Genomic DNA, 25,338 nt, shown 5'->3' with positions numbered 1-25,338 from the left:
GTCTCAGCCCTCGAGTTCGCCTTCCGTCTCCAGCAGCGTCTGCCGCAGACCGTCGAGAGTGGCCTGTTCGGGCTGGGCCCACATGCCGCGCCCGGCGGCCTCGAGCAACCGTTCGGCCATGCCGTGAAGCGCCCACGGGTTCGACTCGGCCATGAATTTGCGGTTCTCGTCGCTGAGGACGTACTCGGCCGACAACCGTTCGTACATCCAGTCGGCCATCACCCCGGCGGTTGCGTCGTAGCCGAACAGGTAGTCGACGGTGGCGGCCATCTCGAAGGCGCCCTTGTAGCCGTGGCGGCGCATCGCGGTCATCCAGCGTGGGTTCACCACACGCGCCCGGAAGACTCGCGTGGTCTCCTCGGACAGCGTGCGGGTGCGTACGGCGTCGGGGCGGGTGTTGTCGCCGATATAGGCCGCGGGCGCCTGTCCCGTCAGCGCCCGGACGGTGGCGACCATGCCGCCGTGGTACTGGAAGTAGTCGTCGGAGTCCGCGATGTCGTGCTCGCGGGTGTCGGTGTTCTTGGCGGCCACCGCGATGCGGCGGTACTGGCGGTTCATGTCGTCGGCGGCGGGCGCGCCGTCGAGGCCGCGACCGTAGGCGAAGCCGCCCCAGGCGGTGTAGACCTGCGCGAGGTCGGCATCGTTGCGCCAGTTGCGGCTGTCGATCAGCTGCAGGAGGCCTGCGCCGTAGGTGCCGGGCTTGGAGCCGAAAATCCTTGTGGTCGCACGGCGTTGGTCACCGTGTTCGGCGACATCGGCCTGCGCGTGAGCGCGCACATAGTTGTCGTCGTCGGCTTCGTCGAGGTCTGCGACGAGTTGCACCGCATCATCGAGCATCGTCACCACGTGCGGGAATGCGTCGCGGAAGAATCCGGAGATGCGCACGGTCACGTCGATGCGCGGGCGCCCGAGTTCGGCGAGCGAAATCGGCTCCAGGTTCACCACCCGGCGCGACGCGTCGTCCCAGACCGGCCGAACACCCAGCAGCGCAAGCACTTCGGCGATGTCATCGCCGGAGGTGCGCATCGCCGAGGTGCCCCACACCGACAACCCGACCGACTGCGGCCAGTGGCCGTAATCCTCGCGGTAGCGGTCGAGCAGCGAATCCGCCATCGCCACACCGGTTTCCCACGCCAGCCGCGACGGCACCGCCTTGGGATCTACCGAGTAGAAATTGCGACCGGTGGGCAACACGTTGACCAGGCCGCGCAGCGGTGATCCGGATGGCCCGGCCGTGATGAACTGTCCGGCGAGGGCGCGCAGTATCTGAGCGATCTCGTTCGAGGTGCCGGCGAGGCGCGGAACGACTTCGGTGGCGGCAAACCGGAGAATCGCGGCGACGTCGGGGTTGTCGCTCAAACCGGCGACCGCGGTCGGGTCCCAACCACTCTCCTGAAGCGCGGCGACGAGTTCGCGCGCGCGTGCTTCGGCGGCGTCGACAGCGGCGCGGTCGTCGTGACCGTCTTCGGCCAGACCCAGGGCCTGCCGCAGGCCCGGCACCGTCTGGTCGCCGCCGAAGAGCTGACGGGATCTCAGGATGGCCAGCACGAGATCGAGTTCGGCCTGACCCGCTGGCTTTTGACCGAGGATGTGCAGCCCGTCGCGGATCTGCACGTCTTTGATCTCGCACAGCCAGCCATCGACGTGCAGCAGCATGTCGTCGAACGAGTCGTCTTCGGGCCGTTCGTCCAAGCCGAGGTCGTGATCCATCTTGGCGGCGCGCATCAATGTCCAGATCTGCTGGCGAATGGCCGGCAGCTTGCCGGGGTCGAGCGCCGCGATGTTGGCGTGTTCGTCGAGCAGTTGCTCCAACCGTGCGATGTCGCCATAGGTTTCGGCGCGCGCCATCGGCGGGATGAGGTGGTCGACGAGCGTCGCGTGGGCCCGGCGTTTGGCCTGGGTGCCCTCCCCTGGATCGTTGACCAGGAACGGGTAGATCAGCGGCAGGTTGCCCAGCGCGGCGTCGGCGCCACAGGCCGCCGACATGCCGAGCGTCTTGCCCGGCAGCCATTCCAGGTTGCCGTGCTTGCCCAGGTGCACGACCGCGTCGGCGCCGAAACCCCGCGGCGCATCCGACCCGATCCAGTGGTAGGCGGCCAGGTAGTGGTGGCTGGGCGGCAGGTCCGGATCGTGGTAGATGGCCACCGGGTTCTCGCCGAAACCCCGTGGGGGCTGGACTATCAGCACCACGTTGCCCGCCTGCAGCGCGGCGATCACGATCTCCCCTTCCGGATCGCGGCTGCGGTCGACGAACAACTCGCCGGGCGGCGGCCCCCAGTGCGCGACCACCGCGTCGGTGAGTTCGGACGGCAACACCGCGAACCAGGCGCGGTAGGCCGAGGCGGACACCCGGATCGGGTTTCCCTCCAGCTGGCCGGTCGTGAGCCAATCCGGATCCTGGCCGCCGCGCTCGATCAGCCCGTGGATCAGTGCATCACCGTCGCCTGCGTCGACGCCTGGGATGTCGCCGATCACATATCCGGCGTCGCGCATGGCCCGCAGCAGCGCAACGGCGCTGGCGGGGGTGTCCAGACCGACCGCGTTGCCGATCCGGGCGTGCTTGGTCGGGTACGCGGAGAAGACCAGCGCCACGCGCTTGTCGGCGGGATCGACAGCCCGCAGCCGGGCGTGTGCCACCGCCAGCCCCGCCACCCGGGAACAGCGCTCCGGATCCGCAATATAGGAGATCAGCCCCTCCTCGTCGATCTCCTTGAACGAGAACGGAACCGTGATGATGCGGCCGTCGAATTCCGGCACGGCGACCTGGGTGGCCACGTCGAGCGGCGACAGTCCGTCGTCGTTCGCCTGCCACTGCGCGCGGGAACTCGTGAGGCACAGGCCCTGCAGGATCGGCACGTTCAGGGCCGCCAGGTGTGCCACATTCCAGGAGTCGTCGGCGCCGCCGGCGCTCATGGTCGCCGGAGTCGATCCCCCGGCCGCCAGCACGGTGGTCACCATCGCATCGGCGGTGTGCAGCACGTCGAGCAGTCCGTCCTCGGCGGTGCGCAGCGATGCGCAGAACACCGGTAGTGCCCGGCCGCCCGCCTCCTCGATGGCCCGGCACAGCGCCTCGATGTAGGCCGTGTTGCCGGCCAGGTGCTGGGCGCGGTAATACAGCACCGCGATCGTCGGACCGTCACCACTCCTCGACGCACGCTCGAGGACGCCCCAGTTGGGGGTGGTTACCGGCGGGCTGAACCCGAGGCCCGTCATCAGCAGCGTGTCGCAGAGGAACGCGTGCAGCTGTCGCAGATTGTCGACGCCGCCTTGAGCGAGGTAGATATGTGACTGCAGGGCCACGCCCGCAGGTGTCGTCGAGCGGCCCATCAATTCCGCGTCCGGTGCCTGCTCACCGCTGACGACCACGGTGGGCACGGCGCTGGCGACCACCGTGTCTATGCCGTTCTGCCAGGCGCGATAGCCGCCCAGGATGCGCACGACGGCGATATCGGACTCGCGAAGTAGTTCCTCGAGCTCTCCGTCCACCAGCCGCGACGGGTTCGCCCACCGGTAGCTCACTCCGGCCGCGCGCGCTGTGATCAGGTCGGTGTCGGAGGTGGAGAGCAGTAGGACGGTCGGTTCCGGGTGAGGCGGCGGCAGCGAGTCAAGCACTCACCATTCGTACCAGCGATCAGCGGTCGGAGCTGCCCCAGCGCCCGTGCCAGGTCTGCGGATAGGGCAGGCCCAGCCCGGCAACGAGGAGGAGTACCACTGCGCCGAATGCGATGAGTCGAACATCGTCGTTCCTTCTATGAGATGCGTATTACACACGAGTTCAGTAGTGCGCCGTACGAGGAGCAAGCGACGCGGAGGACGTGTGACCAATGTCATATTCAGGCGGAGCGGACGTCGAAGTCGTCGTCGTCCGGGTTGGCGAGGAGTTCGCGGTGCCGCACCGGTTTCCACGGGAACAGTTCGGGCAACCCATCCGTGCCCAGATACCAGCTGTTGCAACCCGTCATCCAAACCGTTTGCGGTAGCGCCGCTTCCATTTCTTCGTTGTAATCCTTCGTCGCCGCTTCGGTCGGCGCAGCGGCGAGGATGTGGCCGTCGCGGATCCGGTTGATCCACCGCATCGCGTAGTCGGCCTGGGTCTCGGCGACCATCACGAGCGACTGGTTGCCGATCGGCGAATGCGGACCCATCAACATGAACAGGTTGGGATAGCCGGGAACGGCCACCGATCGGTACGCCATGGCCCCGTCGACCCAGGTTTCGTCGAGAGTGACACCACCCTCGCCGATGATCCGCATCGGCCGGACGTAGGCTCGGGCGTCGAAGCCGGTGGCCAGCACCAGCAGATCCAGCTGGTGCAGCCTGCCGTCGGCGGTGACGACGCCGTTGCGTTCGACGTGGTCGATCGCCTCGGTGACCACGTCGACCCCAGGCTCTTGCAGGGCCTGATAGTAGTGCCCGGCCAAGATCTGGCGCTTGCACATCGGGTGGTAATCGGGAGTGAGCTTGCGGCGCAATTCACGATCCCGCACCGACAACTGCAGGTACAGGCGACACAGGGCGGCCAGCAGGCCGCGTTGCCAACACGGTTCCACCGCCGCCCGGCCCACTGCGTTCTCGATGTAGCCCTGCCAGAAGCGGTAGGCCAGCTTGTTCAGCGCCGGCCATCGTCGCATCGCCGCCTTGGTCGGTCGCGAGTACCGCAGGTTCGGAGTCGGTAGCACCCACTGCGGCGTGCGTTGGAAGATCGTGAGCTCACGGACCTTTCCACCGAGTTCCGCCGCGATCTGCACACCCGTCGAGCCCGTGCCGATCAGTCCGATTCGCTTGTCGGACAACGAGACCGAGTGATCCCACCGCGACGAGTGAAACATCGGCCCGGTGAAGCTGTCGAGTCCAGGGATGTCCGGGTACCGCGGGACACGGAGCACACCCGTCGCGGTGATCAGGACGTCGAACGCTTCTTCCCCGTCCTTGGTGACCACCCACCAGCGCCCCTCCCAGAACTGCGCCGAGCTGACCTGGGTGCCGAATCGGATATGCGAGCGGATCCCCCGCTGCTCGGCGACGCTGCACAAGTAGGACTGAATCTCCGGCCCCGGCGACATGAAGCGCGACCAGGCGGGATTGGGGTGGAACGAGTACGAGTAGAAGCGTGACGGGACATCGCACGACAGTCCCGGGTAACTGTTGTCGCGCCAGGTCCCCCCGACCTCGTCGGCCTGCTCGAAGATGGTGAAGGTGTGGATGCCGGCGTCCTGCAACTTGGCGGCCATGCACAAGCCGGACATGCCCGCACCGATGATCGCGACCTTCACCGTGCGTTTCTGTGCCACCGTGACCCCTTTGCCTGTGGCGCCGGACTGGCCGAACAGAACGCCGACGCGCGGGACTTGCAGATAGTTTTGACAAATTTGCCGTCGCCATTGACGGACTTCGAATCGCGCTCAGCCAAACGGTTTACGGCCCCGTACCCGGCTGGCGCAATGGCACCATGACTGCATCGATTGACGTGGTGAAGCTCGGATCGAACATCGGGGCCCGGATTGACGGCGTGCGGCTCGCCGGCGAGCTCGACGCACCGACCGTCGCATCCATCAACGGCGCGCTGCTCGAGCACAAGGTGATCTTCTTTCGCGGCCAGCACGACCTCGACGACGCCGGGCAGCTCGCGTTCGCGCGTCGGTTGGGTACGCCGACCACCGCGCATCCGACGCTGTCCCGCGGCGCATCGGTGTTGCCCATCGATTCGCGCTATGACAAGGCCAACAGCTGGCACACCGACGTCACCTTCGTCGACCGCGTCCCGAAGGCATCTCTGCTGCGCGCGGTTACGCTGCCTAGCTACGGCGGCACGACGGCATGGGCATCCACCGAGTCGGCGTACGACCAGCTGCCCGCGCCACTGCGGGCGCTCACCGAGAATCTGTGGGCCGTCCACACCAACACGTACGACTACGCGTCCGATCATGACGGCCGGTACGACGAGCTGGCCGATACGGTGCGCGAATACCGCGAGGAATTCGTCTCCGATTACTACGAGACGGAACATCCGGTGGTGCGGGTGCACCCCGAAACCGGGAAGCGCGTCCTTCTCCTCGGACATTTCGTCAAGCAGTTCGTCGGACTCGGGCCGAGCGAGTCGGCGACCCTTTTCCAGCTGTTGCAAACACGAATCATCAAACTCGAAAACACTGTTCGATGGAGTTGGCAGCCAGGCGACCTGGCGATCTGGGACAACCGCGCCACCCAGCACTACGCGGTGGCCGACTACGACGACCAATACCGACGGCTCAATCGGGTCACGCTGGCCGGCGATATTCCAGTCGACATTCACGGTCGACACAGCCGCGCAGTGGTCGGCGACGCCTCACAGTATTCCGACGTTGTCATTCCCATCGCGTTGGCAGGCTGATCAAAGCCTGTCCATTTCCCGCGACATCAGCGCGTTCTCCAGATAGGCGTGCCGCTTCAGGTAATGCCGTTGCGCGGGTGGCTTATCCGAGCCGAGGAAGACCAGGCGGACCGCGCCCGCAAGGGCGTGCAGGGCGTCGATCGCTCGGTGGGTCTTGACCGGTGCCACCCCGATGGCCGCCGCAGAGGCCATCAGCACCTGCTGTTCGGTGATCAACGTCGACGTGTCCGTCGGCTTCACGGTGGACGTGCTGGGCGCCTGGTCCCCCGCCTCATCATCGCGGCGATACGACGTTGCCAATTCGGTCATTTCGAAATCTCCAACTTGGGTGTTTCGGGTCCCCACTGAGCCGGGATCCTCATGCCAGAAACGCTAATTTCGGTGTGCGATGAACTCACGCGTAGCGGGATACCTGTTTATGTAGTTAATTCCGGAGGCATTACGCAGTGCGGGCGACTGGGTACTCTGTGACCTGCGTCATAGCTATTGACCTGCGGGTTCCGTCGATCGCCATCGCGATGGGCCTGATCAACGGCGATGGCACGGATACGCGCCGCTAGTCAGCAACATATCCGCGCCACGCTCGGAGCCGATACATTTCCCGTGCAATGCGCGACGACTCGAGAAAGTCATTTCTCGCCGGATAGTGACGCCGCGGCCGGCTGGTCTTCGCGGGCGCCAACGGCCGCGCCGCCACAGAAGCGAAAAGAACCTGCTGCTCGGTGATCAACACCGGTGCGCCAACGGATCTTTCTCTCGGCTGCCCGCCTGTGGCAGCCTCCACGACTCCGGCGTCATCGTCGGCAGCGTCGAATGACGTTAGCAATTCCGACATTTCGATCCCCCTGGCCACTTGATGTCCCCGCCGAACGGTTCGGCCGGTGATGAGAGAGATTCAAGCCCGTTGATTGACGCTGCGGCGCGAGTAATCGACTACCCGAATTTTCAGCTAACGCTCCGGGATGGCTGCGCGCCAGGCGAAACCGCTGGACGGCCACCAGTCAGCAACGTATCGATGTCCGACTTGCTTCAGAGCCGGTGCATCTCCCGGGCCATGCACGATGAATCGAGGAATGCATAGCGCTCGGGATGGTAGCGCTGCGGGCGTGCGTCCCTTTTCGAAGTCACATACTTCCGGCGGAGTGCGCCGACGTTAGCCAGCCATCGGCGCACGCCTTTCACGGGCACGAGTCCACGCGCCGCCGCGGAGGCGAAGAGGACACGATGCTCGGTGATCAGCACTGGTGCGCCAGGTACGTTTCGGCCTGCCGGCATGGCCGACCGTGCGTTGCCGGCTTTGCTGTCATCGATGTCGGTCATACCGTGGTCCTCACTGTGCCGGGCTCCGTTCCGAACCGCATGGCTGCTGCCTACTTTTTGGTTAACGCCCCCACCCGACGAGAGTTCACGCCTGTGTCCGGTGTCACGGCCGTCCGACGGCGCAGATGTGCGCGACGTACCGTGTGGTGATGGGCCGAAGCCGTGATCAGGACGCCTGCCCCGGAGCGCTGCAGGTGCATCGGGCGGCCGACGGTGCGCTGGCGCGGGTGCGGCTGCCGGGCGGGATGATCTCCGCCCAGCAACTCGAGGCACTCGCGCTCGCCGCGGTGCAATGGGGTTCTCCGGCCATGGAACTCACCTCGCGCGGAAACCTTCAGATCCGTGGGATCACCGACACCGTGGCGACGGCCGACGCGATCGCGGCGGCCGGGTTGCTGCCGTCCGAGACGCATGAGCGGGTGCGCAACATCGTCGCCTCGCCGCTGTCCGGCCGGACCGGCGGGCTGGCTGACATCCGCGGACTGGTCACCGCCCTGGATGCGGCCGTTCAAGACGAGCCCCGGCTGGCCGCACTGCCCGGCCGGTTCCTGTTCGGAATCGACGACGGCCGGGGCGACGTCTCTGGGCTCGCCGCCGACGTCGGCGTACACATCCTCGGCCGGTCGGGTGCGCTGCTGTTCGGTGGTCGCGACACCGGCGTCCGGCTGGCCGCGTCCGAGGTGGTGTCCAACCTCGTCGCGGTCGCGGTCCGCTTTGCCGAGGGGCGCGGAAAAGCCTGGCGCATCTCCGAAATGACGGACACCCGACCGCTGCTGGGTGATCTGCGCGCCGAGTGCGAACCCGGCAGAAACTGGCCACCGGTCACGCGCCCACCCGTCGGCTGGATTCAGCAGGACGACGGCCGCGTCACACTCGGCGCGGCGGTCCCGCTGGGCGTGCTGGAGGCGAACGTCGCGTCCTATCTCGCCGCGATCGGAGCCCCGATGGTTGTCACGCCCTGGCGTTCCGTGCTCGTCTTCGATCTCGACGAAGCTGTCGCCGACGTGGCACTGCGCGTGTTGGCGCCGCTGGGACTGGTCTTCGACGAGAACTCCGCCTGGCTGTCGGTCAGCGCGTGCACAGGCAGCCCCGGTTGCGAGCATTCCGCCGCCGATGTCCGGGCTGACGCCGCCGCAGCCCTCGACGAGCAGACGGACGAGCATCGCCATTTCGTGGGCTGTGAACGGGCGTGCGGGAGCCCGGCCGTGGGTGAGGTGCTGATCGCCACCGACAGCGGCTATCAGCGGCGGGCGCGTTCCTAGCCGCGGTTAGGGTGGGCGGGTGCTCGACTACATCCGCGACGCCGACGAGATCTACCGGCAGTCGTTCGCGACGATTCGCGCCGAGGCGGATCTGTCGCGGTTCCCCGCCGACGTCGCGCGCGTCGTGGTGCGGCTGATCCACACGTGCGGACAGGTCGACGTCGCCGAGCACGTCGCGTTCAGCGATGACATCGTGGCCAGGACTTCTGCTGCGCTGGCCGCCGGCGCGCCGGTGCTGTGCGATTCGTCGATGGTGGCCGCGGGCATCACGCGCAACCTGCTACCCGCCGACAACGAGGTGGTGTCGCTGGTCGCCGACCCTCGCGCCGCCGGCCTCGCCACTCGCCTCGGTACCACCCGATCGGCCGCGGCGGTCGACCTGTGGGCCGATCGACTCGGCGGCGCGGTGCTGGCCATCGGTAACGCGCCGACCGCGCTGTTCCGGCTGCTCGAACTCCTCGACGAGGGCGCGCCGGCGCCTGCCGCGGTGCTGGGCGGCCCGGTCGGGTTCGTCGGCTCGGCGCAGTCCAAACAGGAACTGATCGACCGGCCCCGAGCGATGTCATATCTGGTCGTACAGGGCCGCAGAGGCGGCAGCGCGATGGCGGCCGCCGCGGTGAATGCGATTGCCAGTGGACGCGAATAGGCGAGGCGCCCTCTGGGGTGTCGGACTCGGGCCCGGTGACCCCGAGCTGGTGACGGTGAAGGCGGCGCGGGTGATCGGTGAGGCCGACGTCGTCGCTTACCACAGCGCTCGGCACGGCCACAGCATCGCGCGCGGGATCGCGGCGCCCTATCTGCGACCGGGACAGACCGAGGAGCATCTGGTCTACCCGGTCACCACCGAGACCACCGAGCACCCGGGCGGCTATGCCGGTGCGATGGAGGACTTCTACCGGGAATCCGCCGAGCGCATCGCCGAGCACCTCGAGGCGGGCCGCGACGTCGCCCTGCTCGCCGAGGGCGATCCGTTGTTCTACAGCTCGTACATGCACATGCACACGCGACTCACCGAGCGGTTCGACGCCGTCATCGTCCCCGGCGTGACATCGGTCAGTGCCGCGTCGGCGGCCACCGGCACACCGCTGGTCCAGGGCGACGAGGTGTTGTCCATCCTGCCGGGCACGCTGCCCGCCGACGAGCTCGCGCGGCGGCTTGCCGATACCGACGCCGCGGTGATCCTCAAGCTCGGACGCTCGTACCCGATTGTGCGGGAAGCACTTTCGGCAGCGGGTCGACTCGACGAAACTTTTTACGTGGAGCGGGCAAGCACTCCGGCGCAGCGGGTCCTGTCCGCCAGCGATGTCGACGAAACGACCGTGCCGTACTTCTCGCTGGCGATGCTTCCCGGCAGGGCGCGCCGACGCCCAACCGCGGCCGGCAGCGTCGCGGTGGTCGGCCTCGGTCCCGGCGACAGCGACTGGATGACACCACAGAGCCGGCGGGAGCTCGCGGCGGCGACCGATCTCATCGGCTACGGCCCCTATCTCGACCGTGTCGGTTCCATTGACGGTCAGCGTCGCCACGCCAGCGACAACACCGACGAGCCTGCTCGGGCGCGGCTGGCGTGCACGCTGGCGGAGCAGGGCCGTGCGGTCGCGGTGGTGTCCTCGGGCGACCCCGGGGTGTTCGCGATGGCGACCGCGGTGCTCGAGGAGGCCAAGCAATGGCCCGCGGTTGCGGTCCGGGTCATACCGGCGATGACGGCCGCCCAGGCTGTGGCCAGCCGCGTCGGCGCCCCACTGGGTCACGACTATGCCGTGATCTCGTTGTCCGACCGCCTCAAGCCATGGGATGTGATCGCCGCGCGGCTGACCGCCGCGGCCCAGGCCGACCTGGTGCTCGCCATCTACAACCCGGCGTCCAAGACCCGCACCTGGCAGGTGGGCGCGATGCGCGAGCTGCTGTTGGAGCATCGCGACCCCGGTACGCCGGTGGTGATCGGGCGCGACGTATCGGGTCCCCGCGAAGAGGTGAAGGTGCTGCGGCTGGAGGACCTCGACCCGGCCGACGTAGACATGCGATGCCTGCTGATCGTCGGGTCGTCGCAGACGCAGTGGCACACCAGCGACGCCGGAGACGCCGGGGACCGTGTGTTCACCCCACGCCGCTATCCCAGCACCTGACCGATCAGATGAGGGCGACGTCATGACGATTCCGCGCGGTCCTGGCGATGTGACCGCACAGTGGCTCGGTGGGGTGCTGGGCGCCGACGTGCTCGACGTCGAGGTCAAGCCGACCGGCACCGGGCAGACCGGTGCGACATACCGGCTGGCGGCGCCCTATTCGGCTTCAACGGCCGAACTGCCGGGCACCTTCGCGGTCAAGCTGTCCGCCCAGGACGACGCCGTACGCCGGCGCGTGGCACTGGGATACCGCTCCGAGGTCGAGTACTACGCCCGGGTCGCCGACAGGATGCGGATACCGGTGCCCGGGTGCTTCCACCATGAGATCTCCGACGACGGCGCCGACTTCGTGTTGCTGCTGGCCGATATGGCCCCGGCCGTCCAGGGCGACCAGATCGCCGGGTGCACGCCAACCGAGGCGGCGCTGGCGGTCGATGCGCTTGCCGGGCGGCACGGGCCGAGCTGGTGCGACGAAGAGTGGCTGGCGCTGACCGCGATCGCCATGCCCAAACCCGGGGATGACGATGCGGCAAAGGGCCTCGGCGACATCTCGGTGATGGCGGCAGGCATCCTGATCGACGAACTGGGTGCGTCCATGAGCATCGAAGACCAGGAAACCCTCCGCGCGGCCATGTCTTTGGTGACGCCGTGGCTGATGGCCGAACCGCAGCGATACGCGCTGATGCATGGCGATTACCGGCTGGACAACATGTTGTTCGACCCGGACCACACGCGGATCACCGTCGTCGACTGGCAGACGGTCGGCATCGGCCTGCCGGCACGCGACCTGGCGTACTTCACCGCTGATGCTGACCATGCTTCACCGCGGCTGCCGGGCCATCCGCGAACTGGACACCCTGGATCTGATCAAGTCGTACCAGTCGATCTGACCCACGCCACCGCATCATCGACGGTGTCCACCGTGGCGACGCCCACAGGCAGCGGGGATCGTGCGACCATGAGCACCGGAATGTCGAGGGCGGCCGCGGCGTCCAGCTTCGGCCGGGTCATCGCACCGCCGCTGTTCTTGGTCACCAAAGCGTCGATACGGTACTCGCGCAGGACGGCGACCTCGTCGTCGTAGTGGTAAGGCCCCCGCGACAGCAGCAATTCGTGGCGGTGCGGCAACATCGCCGGATCGGGGGCGGTCACTGCCCGCACCAGAAACCACGCGTCGACCGCAAGGAAGGCTGCCGTACCGGACCGGCCGGTGGTCAGGAATACTCGCGAATAATGTTCCCGGGCAACGGTTTGCGCTGCATCGATATCAGAACAAACCACCCTCGCGTCGCCCGTCGGCCACGCCGGCCTGGACAGCAGCAGATACGGCAGACCCAGGTCGCTGCACACCGCGGCCGCGTGCGCGGTGATGGTGGCCGCATAGGGATGCGTGGCATCGACAACGGCGTCGATGCCGTAATCGACCACCCACTCCCGCATCCCGTCGACCCCACCGAATCCGCCGATGCGCACCCCACCGATGGGGAGTGCGGGGTCGGGCACGCGTCCGGCCAGTGAGCTGATCACATCGACGACGGAGTGCAGTCGCGCCGCGAGCGCCCGCGCCTCGGAAGTGCCACCGAGCAACAGGACCCGCATCAGTGTCTGTCCCCCCGTGACCGGCCCGACGAGTACAGGTAACTATCTGAGAAACCCTCCGCGGCTAGCACATCACCGATGACGATCACGGCCGTGCGAGAGACTCCGGCATCGTGTGTCCGTGCGGCAAGGTCGGCCAGCGTGCACCGTAGGACGACCTCCTGCGGCCAGCTGGCGAATGCCACGACGGCGCAGGGAGTCTCGGGCAGGTATCCGCCGGTCAGCAGCTGCGGCACGACCGCGTCGACCTGTGCGGCCGCCAGATGCAGCACCAGGGTGGAACCGGGTGCGGACAGCGCTTGAAGGTCCTCCCCCGGCGGCATCGCGGTCGACAACGTCGCCACTCGTGTCAGCGTGACCGTTTGTGCGACACCGGGGACCGTCAGTTCACGACCGAGTACCGCCGCGGCGGCGGCAAACGCAGGTACGCCGGGCACGATCTGATAGTCGACGCCGAGTGCGTCGAGTCGGCGGCACTGTTCGGCCAGCGCACTGTAGAGCGATGGGTCGCCCGAGTGCAGCCGCGCCACGTCAAGACCCGCTGCGTGGGCGTCGGCGAGCTCCGCGACGATCTGATCGAGGGTCAGCGGGCCGGTGTCGATGACCCGGGCCTCCGGCGGACACAGCGCCAGCAGGTCGTCGGGCATGATCGAGCCCGCGTACAGGCAGACCGGGCAACGGCCGAGCAGCCGTTGACCGCGCACCGTGATCAAGTCGGCGGCACCGGGCCCGGCGCCGATGAAGTAGACGGTCATCGCTTGGTCGCCGACCACTGCGTGACGGGCAGCGCGGGGCGCCAACCGGTGAATCCGCCGACCGGCTCGCCGCGGTAGTGCTGATAGCGCTGCAGTTCGCCGCCGTGTCGGAGATACCAATGGGCAAGTACGGCTTCGGATTCCACGGTGACGGCATTGGCGACCAGCCGGCCGCCCAACGGAAGGTGTGCAAAGCAGGCGTCGACCAGACCCGGCTGGGTCAGACCGCCACCGATGAAGATGGCTGTCGGCCGTGGCACTCCGTCGGCGCCCCCATCCTCGAGCACGACTTCGTCGAAGGCGACGGGCGCCTCCCCGCGCACATCGACCTTGACGCCGAAAGCCACCGTGTTGGCGCGGATACGTCCGCGCCGCTGTTCGTCACGTTCGAATGCGATCGCCCGGCAACCGGGACCGCTTCGGCACCACTCGATCGCGACGCTGCCCGAACCCGCGCCGACGTCCCAGAGCAGCTCCCCAGGGCGCGGCGCCAGTGCCGCCAGCGTCACCGCTCGCATCGCTTGCTTGGTGATCTGCCCGTCGTGGCTGAACGCAGCGTCGGGCAGCACGCCGAACTGCCGCTCGTCGGGGAGGTACCGGACGGCAATGACATTGAGGGCGTCGACATCATCGGGCGGGTTGGCGGCCCAATCGCGGGCGGTGGCGTCGCGGCGACGCTCGCCCGGTCCGCCGAGTTGCTCGAGAACCGCGATCTCGGAATCGCCGCGCCCGGTATCGGTGAGCAGCCGCGCCAGTGCGGCAGGGCCCGCGCCGTCTCGACTCAAGACGACGGCGTGACCGCCGCGGCGCACCGCGGTATGCGTCTCTGCGCTGACGAGGCTGATAACCTCCGTCTCCTGCACCGCCCAGCCCATTCGTACGCATGCCAGCGTCACCGACGACACGTGGGGCAGGAACGCGACACGGTCGGCGCCGAACATCCGGATCAGAAGACCACCGACACCGTGCAGCATCGGGTCGCCGCTGGCGAGCACGTGGACGTCACCGTCGATGTCGCGCATGGAGTCCAGACCGGACAGCAGCGGCGACGGCCATGTCCTGCGCTCCGCCTTGACGGTGCCGTCCAGCAGGCTCAGCTGGCGTCGAGAGCCATAAATCACTGTCGCCCTGACCAATTCGGCGCTCGAGGTGGGCGGCAGTCCAGACATCCCGTCGGCCCCGATACCGACCACGACGATCATCGCCACCCTCGGCTCTTCGCGCGAGCGCTCATCGCGGCAACCTCCTCCAGATGAACTGCGGCGCCAGCCGCATTCCCACCGACACGGGCCCGAGCCGCCCCGGGATCCACACCGTCCGCCGCCCCTTGGCCAGCGCCCGTGCGGTCGCGTCGGCGACCTGCTGCGGTGTACTCGACATGGGCGCCGGCGCCATGCCCTCGGTCATCCGCCCGATCACGAACCCCGGCCGTACCAACAGCAGGTTCACCCCGCTGCCGTGCAGGGCATCGGCGAGGCCACTGCAGAAGCCGTCCAGGCCGGCCTTGGCCGATCCGTAGACGTAGTTGGCGCGGCGCACCCGTACCCCGGCCACCGACGAGAACGCGACGATGGTGCCCTCACCTGCGTCCCGCATCACGTTCGCGAGCACGGTCAGCAGGCTGACCTGCGCGACGTAATCGGTGTGCACGATCGCCGCGGCATGTGCGGGATCATTCTCGGCGCGGGCCTGGTCCCCGAGGATCCCGAACGCCAGCACCGCGGTACCGATAGGGCCGTGTTCGGCGACGATCGATCGGATCAGCGGGGCGTGGGAAGCCAGGTCGTCGGCGTCGAACTCGCGGACGAGCACGGCCGTGGCGCCCGCGTCGCGCACGGCCGCCAGCTGGTCGCCGAGGCGGTCGGCGCGGCGGGCGGCCAGCAGCACGGTCGCCCCGGCGGCCAGCCGCTTGGCCAGTTCGATGCCGATTTCGCTGCGGCCGCCGAAAATCACGACCAGCCTCGTGTCCTTCACGGCTGTGATTATCACCTGCGCTAGCGTGGGGCTCGATGGCGAAGGCAACCACCCGGCTCACGAACGACGCGATGGCGTTCCTCACCGAACGACATCTGGCCATGCTGACCACGCTGCGTTCGGACAATTCACCGCACGTGGTGGCGGTCGGATTCACCTTCGACCCCAAAACTCACATCGCACGCGTCATCACCACGGGTGGGTCTCAGAAGGCGGTGAACGCCGACAACCAGGGCGTGGCCGTGCTCAGCCAGGTCGACGGCGCACGCTGGCTCTCGCTGGAAGGCAAGGCCACCGTCAACACCGACGCCGACGCCGTGCGCGACGCCGAGCTGCGCTATGCCCAGCGTTACCGCACTCCGCGGGTCAACCCGCGCCGCGTCGTCATCGAGGTGCGGGTCGCGCGCGTCCTCGGCTCTTCAGACCTGCTCGACCGCGCCGACAACTAGCTCTACTCATTCACCACGCCGCTCAGAAGGGTGGTTCGTCGTCGTCGTCGTCTGTGGGTGGCAGGGGTGGTGGCTTCCAGTCGGCGGGAATGTGTTCGGGTTCGAGGGGGTCGTTGACCCAGGTGCACCAGGGGCTGGTGCTGGGTTGGCCGCCTTTGAACATCTGCAGGGTTCGGCGCATGTTGTTGCGCCATGTGCGGTTGGCGATCTCCTGGCGGCGGGCGCGGTTGATCCGGCGATGCTCGGCGTTGACCGGTCGTTGGGCCGCCAACCGGTGGCGGGCCCGCGCCCGACGGGCGGCCTGTTCCCGGGCCCGGCCGGCCCGCATCTGGGGAAACACCTCCGGTCCGCCGGGGTGGGTGCGGTAGGTCCGTCCGGTCCGGAATGTCGAGTTGATGCACTAGTCTCGATGGCATGACCACCAACAGGAAATCGCAGGCCAAGACACGCGCCGCGATCTATGCCCGCATCAGCCAGGACCCCGACAAGAACAACGGGGACAAGGCCGCCGACAAGGAGCAGCCCCGCAAGGGTGGCGACGGCCTCGGGGTGGCCCGCCAGCGCGAGGACTGCCTGAGGCTCGCCGACCGGCTCGACTGTCACGTCGCCGACGAGCACGTCTACGAGGACAACGACATCTCCGCCTACAACGGCAAAACCCGGCCCGACTTCGAGGCCATGCTCGCGGCGATGCAGCGCGGCGAATTCGGCGTGCTGCTGGTCTGGCATCCCGACCGGCTGTACCGGTCGCTGAAGGACCTTGTCCGGCTGATCGAGGCTGCCGACGCCGGGCGCGTGCAGATCCGCACTGTCAACGGTGGCGACCTAGACCTGTCGACCGCAACAGGCCGGATGCTGGCCACTATCGTCGGCTCGGTGGCCGTGCAGGAATCGGAGCACAAGGGTGAGCGGCAGAGGCTGGCCAATCAGCAGCGCCGCGCTGCAGGCGAGTGGAACAACGCCGGGCAGCGCCCGTTCGGTTACACCAAGTACGGCCAGCCGCTCGAACCGGAGGCGTCGCTGCTGAAGAAGGCGGCCACCGAGGTGCTGCGCGGGCGGTCGCTGCGCTCCATCGCCATCGAATGGAATAAGGCCGGTGTGACTACCACTCGCGGCTGCACCTGGACCAACCTTCAACTAAGCCGGATGCTTTCCAACCCGCTGTACGCGGCGCTGATGACCTATGAGCGCAAGGTCGTCGGCCACGGCACCTGGGACCCGCTGCTGGAGGAGAACATTCACCTCGGGCTGGTGGCTTTCCTGTCTGACCCGAAACGAAGGACGGGCATCGCATTTGAGACCAAGCACCAGGGTTCGGGGGTGTATCGGTGCGGTATCTGTGGCGGGAAAATGTATGCGGGGTACCCGAACCGAGGTAAGGGCAGGCCCACCCGGATGACCTACCTGTGCAGGCCAAGCTCTCATGTGGCCCGCCTCGGTGAGCCGCTGGACGCGTTCATCAACGATCTTGTCGTGGGGCGGTTGAGCAATCCGAGAAAGGAAGACGAGGGACGGTTGGCTGTCGATGGTGAGGATGACGGCGTTGATGTCGTCATGGTGAAGGCGCAGAAGAAGGCGCTGCGGGAGCGGCTCAACGCTCAGTCCCGCATGCACGCGAACGGGCTTATCGATGATGAACAGTTAGCCAGCGCCACAGCGGAATTGAAGCCACAATTGGAAGCGCTGGACGCTGTCCTGAAGGCCCAGCTGGCCGAGGAGGTCAGCACCGACCCGGTCGATGAGATCACCAAGGACGGCCCGGAAAAGGTTCCCGAAAACTGGGCGAAGGCGTCACCCAACACGCGCGGGAAGGTGATCGACCGGCTGATGACCGTGACGGTGAACAAGGCCCAACGGGGCGTCAGGGTGTTTGACGATCAGTACATCGACATCGAGTGGAAACGGCGAACTCGTGCCATGGGGGGTATCGACCCGCGCCTGGCCTTGGTGTAGGCGGCGGCGGCTGCCTTTCAGCTCAGCATGTTGCCGCCGGCACCACCGAGGGCGGCGATTGCGACCTGAGCCACAGCGCCTCTCAGAAACAGCGCGGTCTGCTTCAGCTTTCCCCGCTCCTCGTCGGGTCGATCTGGATCCTCGGCTGCGCGTTCCAAGCCAGCAACGAGGCGCTCCAGAAGGCCCTCGGGTGAAGGCCACGCGCCGACAACCCGACGTGCCTCGCCAGTCGGAGGACCGACGCGCAGGTACCGATTGCCCGAAGCCGCCGTGCGACCGTCCCCGGTCAAGTAGGGCTGCGAATAGAGCGCGCGGATTGCTCGTTGAACAGTCGACTCGTCGAAGTGGACGCGCTTTACGATGTCGGCGACATGCATCCTCTCCTGACCTTTCTCTTCGTAGAGCTCAACGATGGCCTTGAGCACGGGCAAGTCTCGAGTGGTCCAGATGTCTTCCATGGCCTCGTTGGTTTCGCTCACCGCTCTTGGTTTTCCGCTCTTCTTAGGGGGGCTGCCTCGCGGAGTCTCCGCGCGATGTCGCCCACGCTAGGTGAACTAACATTCGATTGAAGGCGACACGCCGAGCTGTTTCGATTGAAACCACGGCGACCTGCGGCGTCCCATCAACCACGCGATCACACGACCCGCAGCACGTCGTCGGCGCCGAGCACCCAATCCGTGGTGACGCCGTGAACCAACGCCCAGTGACCATCGGGTAGTTGCCACGCGTGCAGCCGATACTCCCCGCCATTGGCCAGCGCATCGACGGAGCAACTCAACTGGTCCCACACCGACGAGGACCAGTCGGCATCGTCAGCGAGACGCGAGGCCATCTTTTGGCGGAACGCCTTGCGCTCGCGCAGTAACCACTGGCGCAGATCAGCCTCGGTGCGCCGAAACTTAGGCTGAGGCACTGGCACCGTGCCAACGGCTCAACGCCGCCCGTTGATGCGGCGCCGACACCGACTTCGTCTGCGAACCATCAGGATTCAGTGTGCGAACCCACCGGTTGATGGCGTCTTCGAGGAGCCGGATCTCAGCGGACAGCACCGCGAGTCGGTTCTCGGTGACCTCGGGGTTACGCGCCGCCACGTCGAATCGCTTCCGCAGCGCGTCGAGCCGGTTGCCGGCGTGTTCGACCGCGTCGAGGGTGATGCCTTCGACTTGGGTCCATTCCATCGAATCCGGTAGGGCCGACGTCAACGCCTTAACCAGACGCTTGCCGGGCGATTCCTTGGCGGTCATAAGGGCACCTTCGCGGTCATGGGACACAGGAAAAAACGGTAAGCCTACGAGTGCGTGCGGGCTTCGCGGAGCGGTATAGCCTGCGGGTGGCCGGACCGGGCCGGTCGGAGTGCACCCCCACCCTGGGCTCCAGTCGTGCGACCGGACCCCAATGACCTGCGGCGATGGGTCAGGTGTCACATTTGTTACAGCTGGATCGACCCTTCTTGCCCGCCACGCCGGCCTTGGCCTGCGGCGATGGGTCAGGTGTTCGGTTTTGAACAGGCGTGGTCTTCGACTACACGTCACTGGGCGGCGAGCCTCTGCAGTGTGACGGCGAGGAGCAGCGACAGGCGGGCGACGGTGCGCAGCGGGTCGCCGTCGCCGTCGTGCAGGCTGGCCAGCGCCATCTCCTCGACCGATGGTGCGATGCCGTGCGCTTGCAGCTGCCGTAGCGCGTCGATGAGGCGGTCGACGGTGTGGATGGCACCATCCAAGTCCGCGTTGCTGACGACGTCGTTCACGGCAGCGGCCTCAGTCGCGGTCGGGCTGCCTGCAAATGGCCTTCCTGGATCCCGTCTTTGACCGCTGTCTGGCTGTAGCCGAAGTGGGAGCCCTCCAGGTGCACGCTCTGGTCGTAGATGCGTTGGGCCGACTTGCCGGCCTCCGTCTTGGGTTGCGGGACGAGCCCGCCGAGGATGGTGCTGGCGGCGGCGCCGTGGCCGCCGTCGCTGATACCGGGGATGAATTCACCGGGTGCGTCCTCGGGGCTGCCGCTGTTGAGCGCCCCGAACGGCTGCGGGATGATGCCCATCAGGCTGTCCAGCAGCCCGCCGCCACCGCTACCGCTGCCACCGAGGAGGCCGCCGAGGCCGCCGCCCTGGTCTTGGCCTTGGCCTTGGGTTTGGTCGCCGACCTTGACACCCATGAGGCCTTTGAAGATTTTGAACAGCCCGAATTGTGTTGGGTCTTTGAACAAGTCGCCGAATCCCAAGATGTCCATGAACCCCGACACGATGTCTTTGCCCAGCTGTGCGCCTCCGCTGTCCTTGGCGGATTCGACGTACATCGGGCTGTTGCGGTTCTGGCCGGGACCGTCGTAGCCGCCGGCGCCGGCGACGCTGGCGTTGTCGAATCCGGCTTTATCGCCGAAGGTGATGTGAACGTGGTTGCGGTGGCCCTCGGTGTCGCCTGCTCTGCCGAGCTTCTTGCCGGGACTGCCGTTGGTGGGCTGCCAAAAGTCTTGCCAGATCGTGTCTTCCACGCCCAGCGCGTCCGCGTTCTGCTGGAAGAAGCTCATGATTTGGTCGCCGAGGGCTTTGCCCTGTGCGGATTGATACTGAGGAATCATCACGTCCAGGGCGCGTCCACTGGGGTGGAACGGCAGCGAGTCTGGGCGAACCCCGCCGATGGACTGGATCTCGGGAAACAGGTTCTCGATGAGGCGCCCGGAGTTGAGCGCGGCTGGTTGCAGCCCCGTCTCCTGCAGCGCGGTGGCACCCGCCGGTGCCGGCAGCAGACCTGACGGCAGACCGCTGCCGCGACCGCCACCGCCGCCGCCGCTGGTCTTCTTGGCGGTCAGCATCCAGCCGTTGGCTGGCCAGGGGGCCGCGCCCTGGTCGTTGTAGAGCGCGGTGGCCACCTTGATCTGTTCTTCCTTGGTGGCCAGGTCGGCGCGGTCGGCGAACTGCTTGCCGCCGTAACCCGAGGCCAGGGCCGCGTGAGGACGACGGCGAGGAGTCCGACGAGGAATTCCTGGCCCGCTTGGATGCCGAGCGCGCCGAGCGTGAACCCCTTGAGGAGTTCGTGGCGCGTGTGGAATCCGAGTGCGCCGCTATATCACCCGAGGAGCCACCGAGGGAGCTGACATCTGGCCGGAGCTGCTGGAGAAGTTAGTGAAGCTCGACGCGAAAATCGACCAACATGATGAGGATGTGCGCCGGTTGGAGCGGATGAGGTTCGCCATCGCCTTCGCCGCAGTGGAGAAGGAACCGAAAGGCTATGCCAGGGACGCGCACTATGTGGGCCTCTACTTCCGCTGGATGCGGACTGTCATCGGGTGGGGCCTGGGCGAGGGCCACAGCATCGAGGAGATCGCCGACGAGATGGGCGTGTCGGTTGGGATGGTCGAGGACTACGTCGCCGCGCCGACATCGAGCAACGATGAGTTCATCGCGGCGGTGTGCCGGTGACAACCTTTATCGACATCATTTGCGACGACCCGCGCCATGCCCGCAGCAAGGTCGCCAAGATCCAGAGAATCACCGTAAACAGCGACGAAAGTTGGAGTCTCAACCGGATGCCGCCCCGCCGGATGGCCCGCGCTGAGCGGAAAGCCGCTAGCGGCCAGGTTCGTCACCGTCGTGCCCTGGTTCAGTCCGCGTTCGGCACCGACCTCATCGCGTGCAAGCTGTGCGGGCGTCGCCTGCCCCGATACTGCGGTGTCCCGTTGGGCCAAGTCGTACGCCGGCTCGCATTTGATGGCATAACAACTATCCGTCTAGCCGAATTAGCTGCCATAATCTGTAGGCAAGAAGGGCGTTAGTTTCCTTCCTTCCCGCACGCGGGGCGACCAGGTACGGCATATACCTGGGGGTCACATCCCCTCCCAGCAGCCAGGGGTGATGGATCGACCCCTGGAGTTAATTTATGCCGATTTCATCGGAGGCCGCCCACTACCGTGCAACCATCGCCGGCATCAAACGCGCCATCCGCAATGGTGAACGCCCTTCTGGCGGCCAAGCATTGGACGACGCCAAGCGCGGGCTGGCCTGCGCCAAGATCAGCGACTTCATCGAGCGGGTGCTTGCCGAAGCGGATCTGACCGATGCCCAGCGCACCGCGCTGGCCGAGCAGCTTCGCCCGGCACCTGCCACCGGCGGTGGTGCATGATGCCCACCGATCCCGAACCCGCCGAATCTCACCAAAGCTATTGCCCCGCAGCCTGGTCCGACCGGGTCAAGCGGCTTCTTGACGAAGCGCCGCCGCTCACCCGCGAGGACCTGCAGGAGATCGCCACCCTGTTGAAGATGCGGGTGGTCTGAATGAGTCCCCCCGAAGACGAAGGCAGGCCCGGCCCTGTACAGGTCGAGCCCAGCCCCGAATCGTCAGCTATCACCACCGACAACACGAAGTCTAACGCCGGCGGCGACCCCGGCGGCAACGGTGAGATGCCCGCCAGTGCCGACGCGGACACGGTGCGCGCCTACCTGCACGCCACCCTCGGGGACGCCGTCGGCTACCTGATAACGGCCACCGGCACCGGCGTGCACCTCGGCCCCAACGGCAAGCCTCGGCACAGCAGTTGGCGAGAACGTCCCTACACCTGGCCCGCTCAGGCGGACAAGGCCGTCAACGCGATCCTGGCCGCCGCGCCGCACTCCGACGTCTACGTGTGCCCCTACGTCATGAAGGACCGCACACGGGCCAAGGGAACGGCGGTAACACACACGCTGGTGCACGCCGACATCGATAGGGGCACGGCTGACAGCGAGGGAACTTCGAGTGAGGCACTCGACGACGTGGCCCAACTTCACGTCCTAGTGCACCAAGTGCAGATGCGCAGCGACTTCGACGGGTTCGCCGTGGCCTCAGGCACACCCGGCCACGCCCACGTTTACGTCCCCCTCGCGGCGCCGGTGACAGCCGCCCAACATGAGGCGCTGTGCCGGGCACTGACCAAGCGCCTGGGCGGCGACCCCGGCAAGATCAGCGACAACGACCTGTTGCGTCCGCCCGGCACGTTCAACCACAAGCGCGCGGCCTTCGGCGGCAAGCCGACACCGGTCCTGTCGGTGGAAGGCATCTTTCCCGACAACCGTGTCGACCCGCGCGCTCTCGCCGACGCGCTCGGCGTCGACCTCGGCGCCGTCACGAACGGAAAGGCCGGCACCGCAGCCGTTCCCACACGCTGCGAGTCGGTTGACCTGACCGCGCACCCCGACGTGCAGGCGGCGCTGGACAACGTCACCGGCGACCGCTCCGGCGACACCTACCGCGTCGTCGCCGCCTGTAAGGACGACGGGCTCACGCTGGAGCAGACCCGCTACGTCGTCGCCAGCCGCGCCGATCTTGCCGGGCGGCTCGATGAGCGCAACGACGACGACGTGCTGACGTGCTGGCTCAAGGTGATAGACGACCAGCAGCAGCAGGTACAGATCATCGGTGGGTCGGTCGGCGGCGACGACGACGACCAACAGGCCACACCGCCCGAGCCGCCGCTCTACACCTCCCGCATCCTGACCCGCGCCGCGCTGCGCGAGCTGCCCGACCCCGAGCCGCTCATCGACAACGTCCTCGACCAAGGCACCATCGTCCTGCTGTACGGCAAGTGGGGCACCGCGAAGACGTTCATTGCCCTCGACTGGGGGCTGTCCGTGCTCACCGGTCGCAAATGGCAAGCGCGGGCCGTCGAGCAGCGCCGCGTGCTCTACGTCGCCGCCGAAGGCGCGTTCGGATTCAAGGGCCGCGTCGACGCATGGGAGCGCGGCTGGCACGCCACGATTGGCGACGGCGACTTTGCGCTCCTGCCGCACCCGGTGAATCTGACGCGGGCAGTGGACGTGGCCAACCTCGGCGCGCTCATCAGCTGGGGCGGCTACGACTACGTCATCCTGGACACCCTGGCCCGCTGCATGGTCGGCGCCGACGAGAACAGCGCCAAGGACTGCGGCGTCGCCGTCGACAACATGGTGCGGCTGCTGGGCTGCACCCCCGGCGGGCGCGGCGTCGTGCAGGGCGTGCACCACGCCGGGAAGGACGGCAAGACGATGCGCGGGTCCTCGGCGTTCGAAGGCGCAGCCGACACCGTCTACTTCGCCAGCCGCGACGGCGCGGTCATCACCCTCGACCGTGAGAAGCGCAAAGACGGGCCAGAACTCGACCACCACCAGTTCGTCATCGTCCCGATTGTGGGCACCAACAGCGCCGTCATATACCCTTGGCCGGAAGCATCCGCCGTGACACGCCGACGCGAATTTTTCGCGACGCGCCAACGCGAATCGCCGCCAACCTGGGCAGCTCTGCCCAAGTTTCCTTACGGTTGCAGGACTTCGACATTCCCGGTCGGTGAGGTCCACACGATAGAGCCATCGGCGAGCTGGTGATCACGCCAGCCGTCGAGAAACGTTTTATACCGGTGGTGTTCACGGCAGTAACAGCCCAGGTTCCACGGCACCGTCCACCCACCCGCGGCCGGATCGTCATGGTTGAAGGGCTCAGTGTGGTCCACATCGCAGATCCAGGCCGAACGGTCGCAGCCGGGAAACCGGCACGTCACATCCCGACAGCGGATCCAGCGCTCCAACGCCGCCGACGGCCGATACCGCAGCGCCTCGGCCGCGGACACGACCGGGCACTCCACCGGACGCACCAACGCCGCCTGCGCCAGCTCGCGGACGTGGGCGGCGTCGATCACCCCGTAGCCGGCCAGATAACCCGGCGCCTCACTATGCCCGGCCACGGTATCCGCCCCGGCGATCACATTGAGCACCATGCGCACCCCACCCGCGGGCCTCGCCACCGGCGTCGTCTCGTCAGGTCGGGCCGGGCATTCCGGCCGCCGGCAATCACAGGCCAGCGGGCGGCCCTCACACAGCGCGCTCACCGCGTCGGCGCGGCGTTGAGCCAGGGTGCGCGAATCCTTCGCGCACACCGAGGTCGCCATCTCGGCCAACCGGGCATCGAACAGCGCCCCGGCCGGCGCCGACAGATTGCCCCGCACCTGGGCCGTCCCGTTTGGCAGTGCGGTGACACTGAGGTGGCGTTCGGTGTCGTCCGTCACCCGGCGTTCCTTGGCCGCCTGCGCATCGATCACCTGAACCGCGGCGTCGACGGCGTTGATGATCCGCCGCCGCGACCAGCACTGCCAATGCGCGATCCGCTCGGCCAACGAGGCGTCCAACTCGCCGATCGACTCCGAGCCGACCAGATCAGTGCGGGCAATGATGATCTGCACGGTGCGCCAATCGGTCCTGCCCTCGGCCAACAGCGCGGCCACCTTCGGCAGCCGGGTATCCAACGCTTCGGCCTGCGAGACCAACTGACGCGACCCCATCGGCGAGAGGTTCAACGCCGCCGACACCTCCGCGGTCGTGCGGGCGAACCCGGTGATCAACATGTATCCCGGATCGGGATCGTCTTTCTCGCGTCGTCCACCCGATGCCACAACAACCCCGCGATCGCCGCCATCCGCTGCGCCATCACCGCCGACTCCTCGCGCCGGCCGGCCTCGATCACCGACAGCAACACATCCGGTGACGGCAATTCGAACTTACATTCGATTATGCCGGACTCCACTGACACGTTG

General features: G+C 67.2%; 26 protein-coding genes and 1 pseudogene. 11 read left to right on the top strand and 16 right to left on the bottom strand.

The window, feature by feature from the left end; all coding sequences use genetic code 11:
* Positions 1-3: 3 nt before the first annotated feature.
* The gene (gene cobN, locus ACVWWN_RS21245; protein ID WP_457149215.1) at positions 4-3,600 is read right to left on the bottom strand and encodes a cobaltochelatase subunit CobN; all 3,597 of its coding nucleotides are present in this window, start codon (positions 3,598-3,600) and stop codon (positions 4-6) included.
* 233 nt (positions 3,601-3,833) lie between these two features.
* Complete coding sequence (locus tag ACVWWN_RS21240) at positions 3,834-5,291, bottom strand: flavin-containing monooxygenase (RefSeq protein ID WP_457145611.1); 1,458 nt, start codon at positions 5,289-5,291, stop codon at positions 3,834-3,836.
* 158 nt (positions 5,292-5,449) lie between these two features.
* Here ACVWWN_RS21240 and ACVWWN_RS21235 point away from each other — a divergent pair, with 158 nt between their 5' ends.
* Positions 5,450-6,370: a TauD/TfdA dioxygenase family protein gene (locus tag ACVWWN_RS21235; protein ID WP_457145610.1), complete on the top strand. Its 921-nt coding sequence runs from the start codon at positions 5,450-5,452 to the stop codon at positions 6,368-6,370.
* Here the strand turns inward: ACVWWN_RS21235 and ACVWWN_RS21230 are convergent, their stop codons facing one another.
* Together ACVWWN_RS21230 and ACVWWN_RS21225 are read right to left on the bottom strand one after the other, a co-directional pair.
* Positions 6,371-6,679 (bottom strand): hypothetical protein, encoded by a 309-nt coding sequence (locus ACVWWN_RS21230; protein WP_457145609.1) that lies wholly within the window; start codon positions 6,677-6,679, stop codon positions 6,371-6,373.
* Between the two features lie 720 nt (positions 6,680-7,399).
* Positions 7,400-7,690 carry a hypothetical protein gene (locus tag ACVWWN_RS21225; RefSeq protein ID WP_457145608.1) on the bottom strand — a complete coding sequence of 97 codons (291 nt, stop codon included), beginning with the start codon at positions 7,688-7,690 and terminating at the stop codon, positions 7,400-7,402.
* 149 nt (positions 7,691-7,839) lie between these two features.
* Here ACVWWN_RS21225 and cobG point away from each other — a divergent pair, with 149 nt between their 5' ends.
* From cobG to ACVWWN_RS21205, 4 genes and pseudogenes are all read left to right on the top strand, one after another.
* A complete protein-coding gene (gene cobG / locus ACVWWN_RS21220; RefSeq protein WP_457145607.1) occupies positions 7,840-8,952 on the top strand; it encodes a precorrin-3B synthase in 1,113 nt (370 codons plus the stop codon).
* Between the two features lie 19 nt (positions 8,953-8,971).
* Complete coding sequence (locus tag ACVWWN_RS21215) at positions 8,972-9,598, top strand: precorrin-8X methylmutase (protein ID WP_457145606.1); 627 nt, start codon at positions 8,972-8,974, stop codon at positions 9,596-9,598.
* On the top strand, positions 9,585-11,078 hold the full coding sequence (locus ACVWWN_RS21210; protein WP_457145605.1) for a precorrin-2 C(20)-methyltransferase: 1,494 nt from the start codon (positions 9,585-9,587) through the stop codon (positions 11,076-11,078). Before ACVWWN_RS21215 ends, ACVWWN_RS21210 begins: the two co-directional genes overlap by 14 nt.
* Positions 11,079-11,100: 22 nt before the next feature.
* Positions 11,101-11,835, top strand: a pseudogene (locus tag ACVWWN_RS21205) (phosphotransferase family protein); the annotation flags it as partial.
* Between the two features lie 110 nt (positions 11,836-11,945).
* On the opposite strand, the gene ACVWWN_RS21200 reads toward ACVWWN_RS21205, so the two are convergent.
* From ACVWWN_RS21200 to ACVWWN_RS21185, 4 genes are read right to left on the bottom strand one after another with little or no spacing between them, the layout of a single operon-like run.
* Positions 11,946-12,677, bottom strand: a complete 732-nt coding sequence (locus ACVWWN_RS21200) for a cobalt-precorrin-6A reductase (RefSeq protein WP_457145604.1) — start codon at positions 12,675-12,677, stop codon at positions 11,946-11,948.
* Positions 12,677-13,432, bottom strand: a complete 756-nt coding sequence (gene cobM, locus ACVWWN_RS21195) for a precorrin-4 C(11)-methyltransferase (protein WP_457145603.1) — start codon at positions 13,430-13,432, stop codon at positions 12,677-12,679. Before cobM ends, ACVWWN_RS21200 begins: the two co-directional genes overlap by 1 nt.
* Positions 13,429-14,634: a precorrin-6y C5,15-methyltransferase (decarboxylating) subunit CbiE gene (cbiE, locus tag ACVWWN_RS21190; RefSeq protein WP_457149214.1), complete on the bottom strand. Its 1,206-nt coding sequence runs from the start codon at positions 14,632-14,634 to the stop codon at positions 13,429-13,431. Before cbiE ends, cobM begins: the two co-directional genes overlap by 4 nt.
* Before the next feature lie 28 nt (positions 14,635-14,662).
* Positions 14,663-15,406, bottom strand: coding sequence for an SDR family NAD(P)-dependent oxidoreductase (locus tag ACVWWN_RS21185; protein WP_457145602.1), 744 nt, complete (start codon positions 15,404-15,406; stop codon positions 14,663-14,665).
* A 35-nt stretch (positions 15,407-15,441) separates the two neighbouring features.
* Between ACVWWN_RS21185 and ACVWWN_RS21180 the strand changes: the two genes are divergently transcribed.
* Positions 15,442-15,855 (top strand): F420-dependent biliverdin reductase, encoded by a 414-nt coding sequence (locus ACVWWN_RS21180; RefSeq protein ID WP_457145601.1) that lies wholly within the window; start codon positions 15,442-15,444, stop codon positions 15,853-15,855.
* Between the two features lie 22 nt (positions 15,856-15,877).
* On the opposite strand, the gene ACVWWN_RS21175 is transcribed toward ACVWWN_RS21180, so the two are convergent.
* Positions 15,878-16,183, bottom strand: coding sequence for a hypothetical protein (locus ACVWWN_RS21175; RefSeq protein WP_457145600.1), 306 nt, complete (start codon positions 16,181-16,183; stop codon positions 15,878-15,880).
* An 86-nt stretch (positions 16,184-16,269) separates the two neighbouring features.
* Here ACVWWN_RS21175 and ACVWWN_RS21170 point away from each other — a divergent pair, with 86 nt between their 5' ends.
* The gene (locus ACVWWN_RS21170) at positions 16,270-17,808 is read left to right on the top strand and encodes a recombinase family protein (RefSeq protein ID WP_457145599.1); all 1,539 of its coding nucleotides are present in this window, start codon (positions 16,270-16,272) and stop codon (positions 17,806-17,808) included.
* Between the two features lie 17 nt (positions 17,809-17,825).
* On the opposite strand, the gene ACVWWN_RS21165 is transcribed toward ACVWWN_RS21170, so the two are convergent.
* The 5 genes from ACVWWN_RS21165 to ACVWWN_RS21145 form a co-directional block, all read right to left on the bottom strand.
* A complete protein-coding gene (locus ACVWWN_RS21165) occupies positions 17,826-18,287 on the bottom strand; it encodes a hypothetical protein (protein ID WP_457145598.1) in 462 nt (153 codons plus the stop codon).
* Between the two features lie 155 nt (positions 18,288-18,442).
* Complete coding sequence (locus tag ACVWWN_RS21160) at positions 18,443-18,721, bottom strand: hypothetical protein (RefSeq protein ID WP_457145597.1); 279 nt, start codon at positions 18,719-18,721, stop codon at positions 18,443-18,445.
* The gene (locus tag ACVWWN_RS21155; RefSeq protein ID WP_457145596.1) at positions 18,708-19,052 is read right to left on the bottom strand and encodes a hypothetical protein; all 345 of its coding nucleotides are present in this window, start codon (positions 19,050-19,052) and stop codon (positions 18,708-18,710) included. Before ACVWWN_RS21155 ends, ACVWWN_RS21160 begins: the two co-directional genes overlap by 14 nt.
* 284 nt (positions 19,053-19,336) lie before the next feature.
* The gene (locus tag ACVWWN_RS21150) at positions 19,337-19,555 is read right to left on the bottom strand and encodes a hypothetical protein (protein ID WP_457145595.1); all 219 of its coding nucleotides are present in this window, start codon (positions 19,553-19,555) and stop codon (positions 19,337-19,339) included.
* Entirely contained in the window at positions 19,552-20,745 is a 1,194-nt protein-coding gene (locus ACVWWN_RS21145; protein ID WP_457149213.1) for a transglycosylase family protein, read from the bottom strand. Before ACVWWN_RS21145 ends, ACVWWN_RS21150 begins: the two co-directional genes overlap by 4 nt.
* A 112-nt stretch (positions 20,746-20,857) precedes the next feature.
* On the opposite strand from ACVWWN_RS21145, the gene ACVWWN_RS21140 reads away from it, so the two are divergent.
* The 4 genes from ACVWWN_RS21140 to ACVWWN_RS21125 all read left to right on the top strand — a co-directional run bounded on the left by ACVWWN_RS21140 (position 20,858) and on the right by ACVWWN_RS21125 (position 24,136).
* On the top strand, positions 20,858-21,223 hold the full coding sequence (locus tag ACVWWN_RS21140; protein ID WP_457145594.1) for a hypothetical protein: 366 nt from the start codon (positions 20,858-20,860) through the stop codon (positions 21,221-21,223).
* A 457-nt stretch (positions 21,224-21,680) separates the two neighbouring features.
* A complete protein-coding gene (locus ACVWWN_RS21135) occupies positions 21,681-21,923 on the top strand; it encodes a hypothetical protein (RefSeq protein WP_457145593.1) in 243 nt (80 codons plus the stop codon).
* A complete protein-coding gene (locus ACVWWN_RS21130) occupies positions 21,923-22,075 on the top strand; it encodes a hypothetical protein (RefSeq protein ID WP_457145592.1) in 153 nt (50 codons plus the stop codon). The genes ACVWWN_RS21135 and ACVWWN_RS21130 overlap by 1 nt, the downstream gene beginning before the upstream one ends.
* A complete protein-coding gene (locus ACVWWN_RS21125; protein ID WP_457145591.1) occupies positions 22,076-24,136 on the top strand; it encodes an AAA family ATPase in 2,061 nt (686 codons plus the stop codon).
* Here the strand turns inward: ACVWWN_RS21125 and ACVWWN_RS21120 are convergent.
* Entirely contained in the window at positions 24,067-25,149 is a 1,083-nt protein-coding gene (locus ACVWWN_RS21120; RefSeq protein ID WP_457145590.1) for a DUF222 domain-containing protein, read from the bottom strand. The two genes, ACVWWN_RS21125 and ACVWWN_RS21120, sit on opposite strands and share 70 nt — an antisense overlap.
* Positions 25,143-25,334: a hypothetical protein gene (locus ACVWWN_RS21115; RefSeq protein ID WP_457145589.1), complete on the bottom strand. Its 192-nt coding sequence runs from the start codon at positions 25,332-25,334 to the stop codon at positions 25,143-25,145. Before ACVWWN_RS21115 ends, ACVWWN_RS21120 begins: the two co-directional genes overlap by 7 nt.
* Positions 25,335-25,338 lie beyond the last annotated feature (4 nt).

The sequence above is a fragment of the Mycobacterium sp. URHB0021 genome (genome assembly GCF_054057895.1).
This window is presented reverse-complemented; position numbering and strand designations above follow the sequence as displayed.

Coding starts and splice junctions, on each gene's coding strand:
- ACVWWN_RS21235 (WP_457145610.1), top strand. CDS start 5,450: ATGACTGCATCGATTGACGTGGTGAAGCTCGGATCGAACATCGGGGCC.
- ACVWWN_RS21230 (WP_457145609.1), bottom strand. CDS start 6,679: ATGACCGAATTGGCAACGTCGTATCGCCGCGATGATGAGGCGGGGGAC.
- ACVWWN_RS21225 (WP_457145608.1), bottom strand. CDS start 7,690: ATGACCGACATCGATGACAGCAAAGCCGGCAACGCACGGTCGGCCATG.
- cobG (WP_457145607.1), top strand. CDS start 7,840: ATGGGCCGAAGCCGTGATCAGGACGCCTGCCCCGGAGCGCTGCAGGTG.
- ACVWWN_RS21200 (WP_457145604.1), bottom strand. CDS start 12,677: ATGCGGGTCCTGTTGCTCGGTGGCACTTCCGAGGCGCGGGCGCTCGCG.
- cobM (WP_457145603.1), bottom strand. CDS start 13,432: ATGACCGTCTACTTCATCGGCGCCGGGCCCGGTGCCGCCGACTTGATC.
- cbiE (WP_457149214.1), bottom strand. CDS start 14,634: ATGATCGTCGTGGTCGGTATCGGGGCCGACGGGATGTCTGGACTGCCG.
- ACVWWN_RS21180 (WP_457145601.1), top strand. CDS start 15,442: ATGGCGAAGGCAACCACCCGGCTCACGAACGACGCGATGGCGTTCCTC.
- ACVWWN_RS21175 (WP_457145600.1), bottom strand. CDS start 16,183: ATGCGGGCCGGCCGGGCCCGGGAACAGGCCGCCCGTCGGGCGCGGGCC.
- ACVWWN_RS21170 (WP_457145599.1), top strand. CDS start 16,270: ATGACCACCAACAGGAAATCGCAGGCCAAGACACGCGCCGCGATCTAT.
- ACVWWN_RS21155 (WP_457145596.1), bottom strand. CDS start 19,052: ATGACCGCCAAGGAATCGCCCGGCAAGCGTCTGGTTAAGGCGTTGACG.
- ACVWWN_RS21135 (WP_457145593.1), top strand. CDS start 21,681: ATGCCGATTTCATCGGAGGCCGCCCACTACCGTGCAACCATCGCCGGC.
- ACVWWN_RS21130 (WP_457145592.1), top strand. CDS start 21,923: ATGCCCACCGATCCCGAACCCGCCGAATCTCACCAAAGCTATTGCCCC.
- ACVWWN_RS21125 (WP_457145591.1), top strand. CDS start 22,076: ATGAGTCCCCCCGAAGACGAAGGCAGGCCCGGCCCTGTACAGGTCGAG.
- ACVWWN_RS21120 (WP_457145590.1), bottom strand. CDS start 25,149: ATGTTGATCACCGGGTTCGCCCGCACGACCGCGGAGGTGTCGGCGGCG.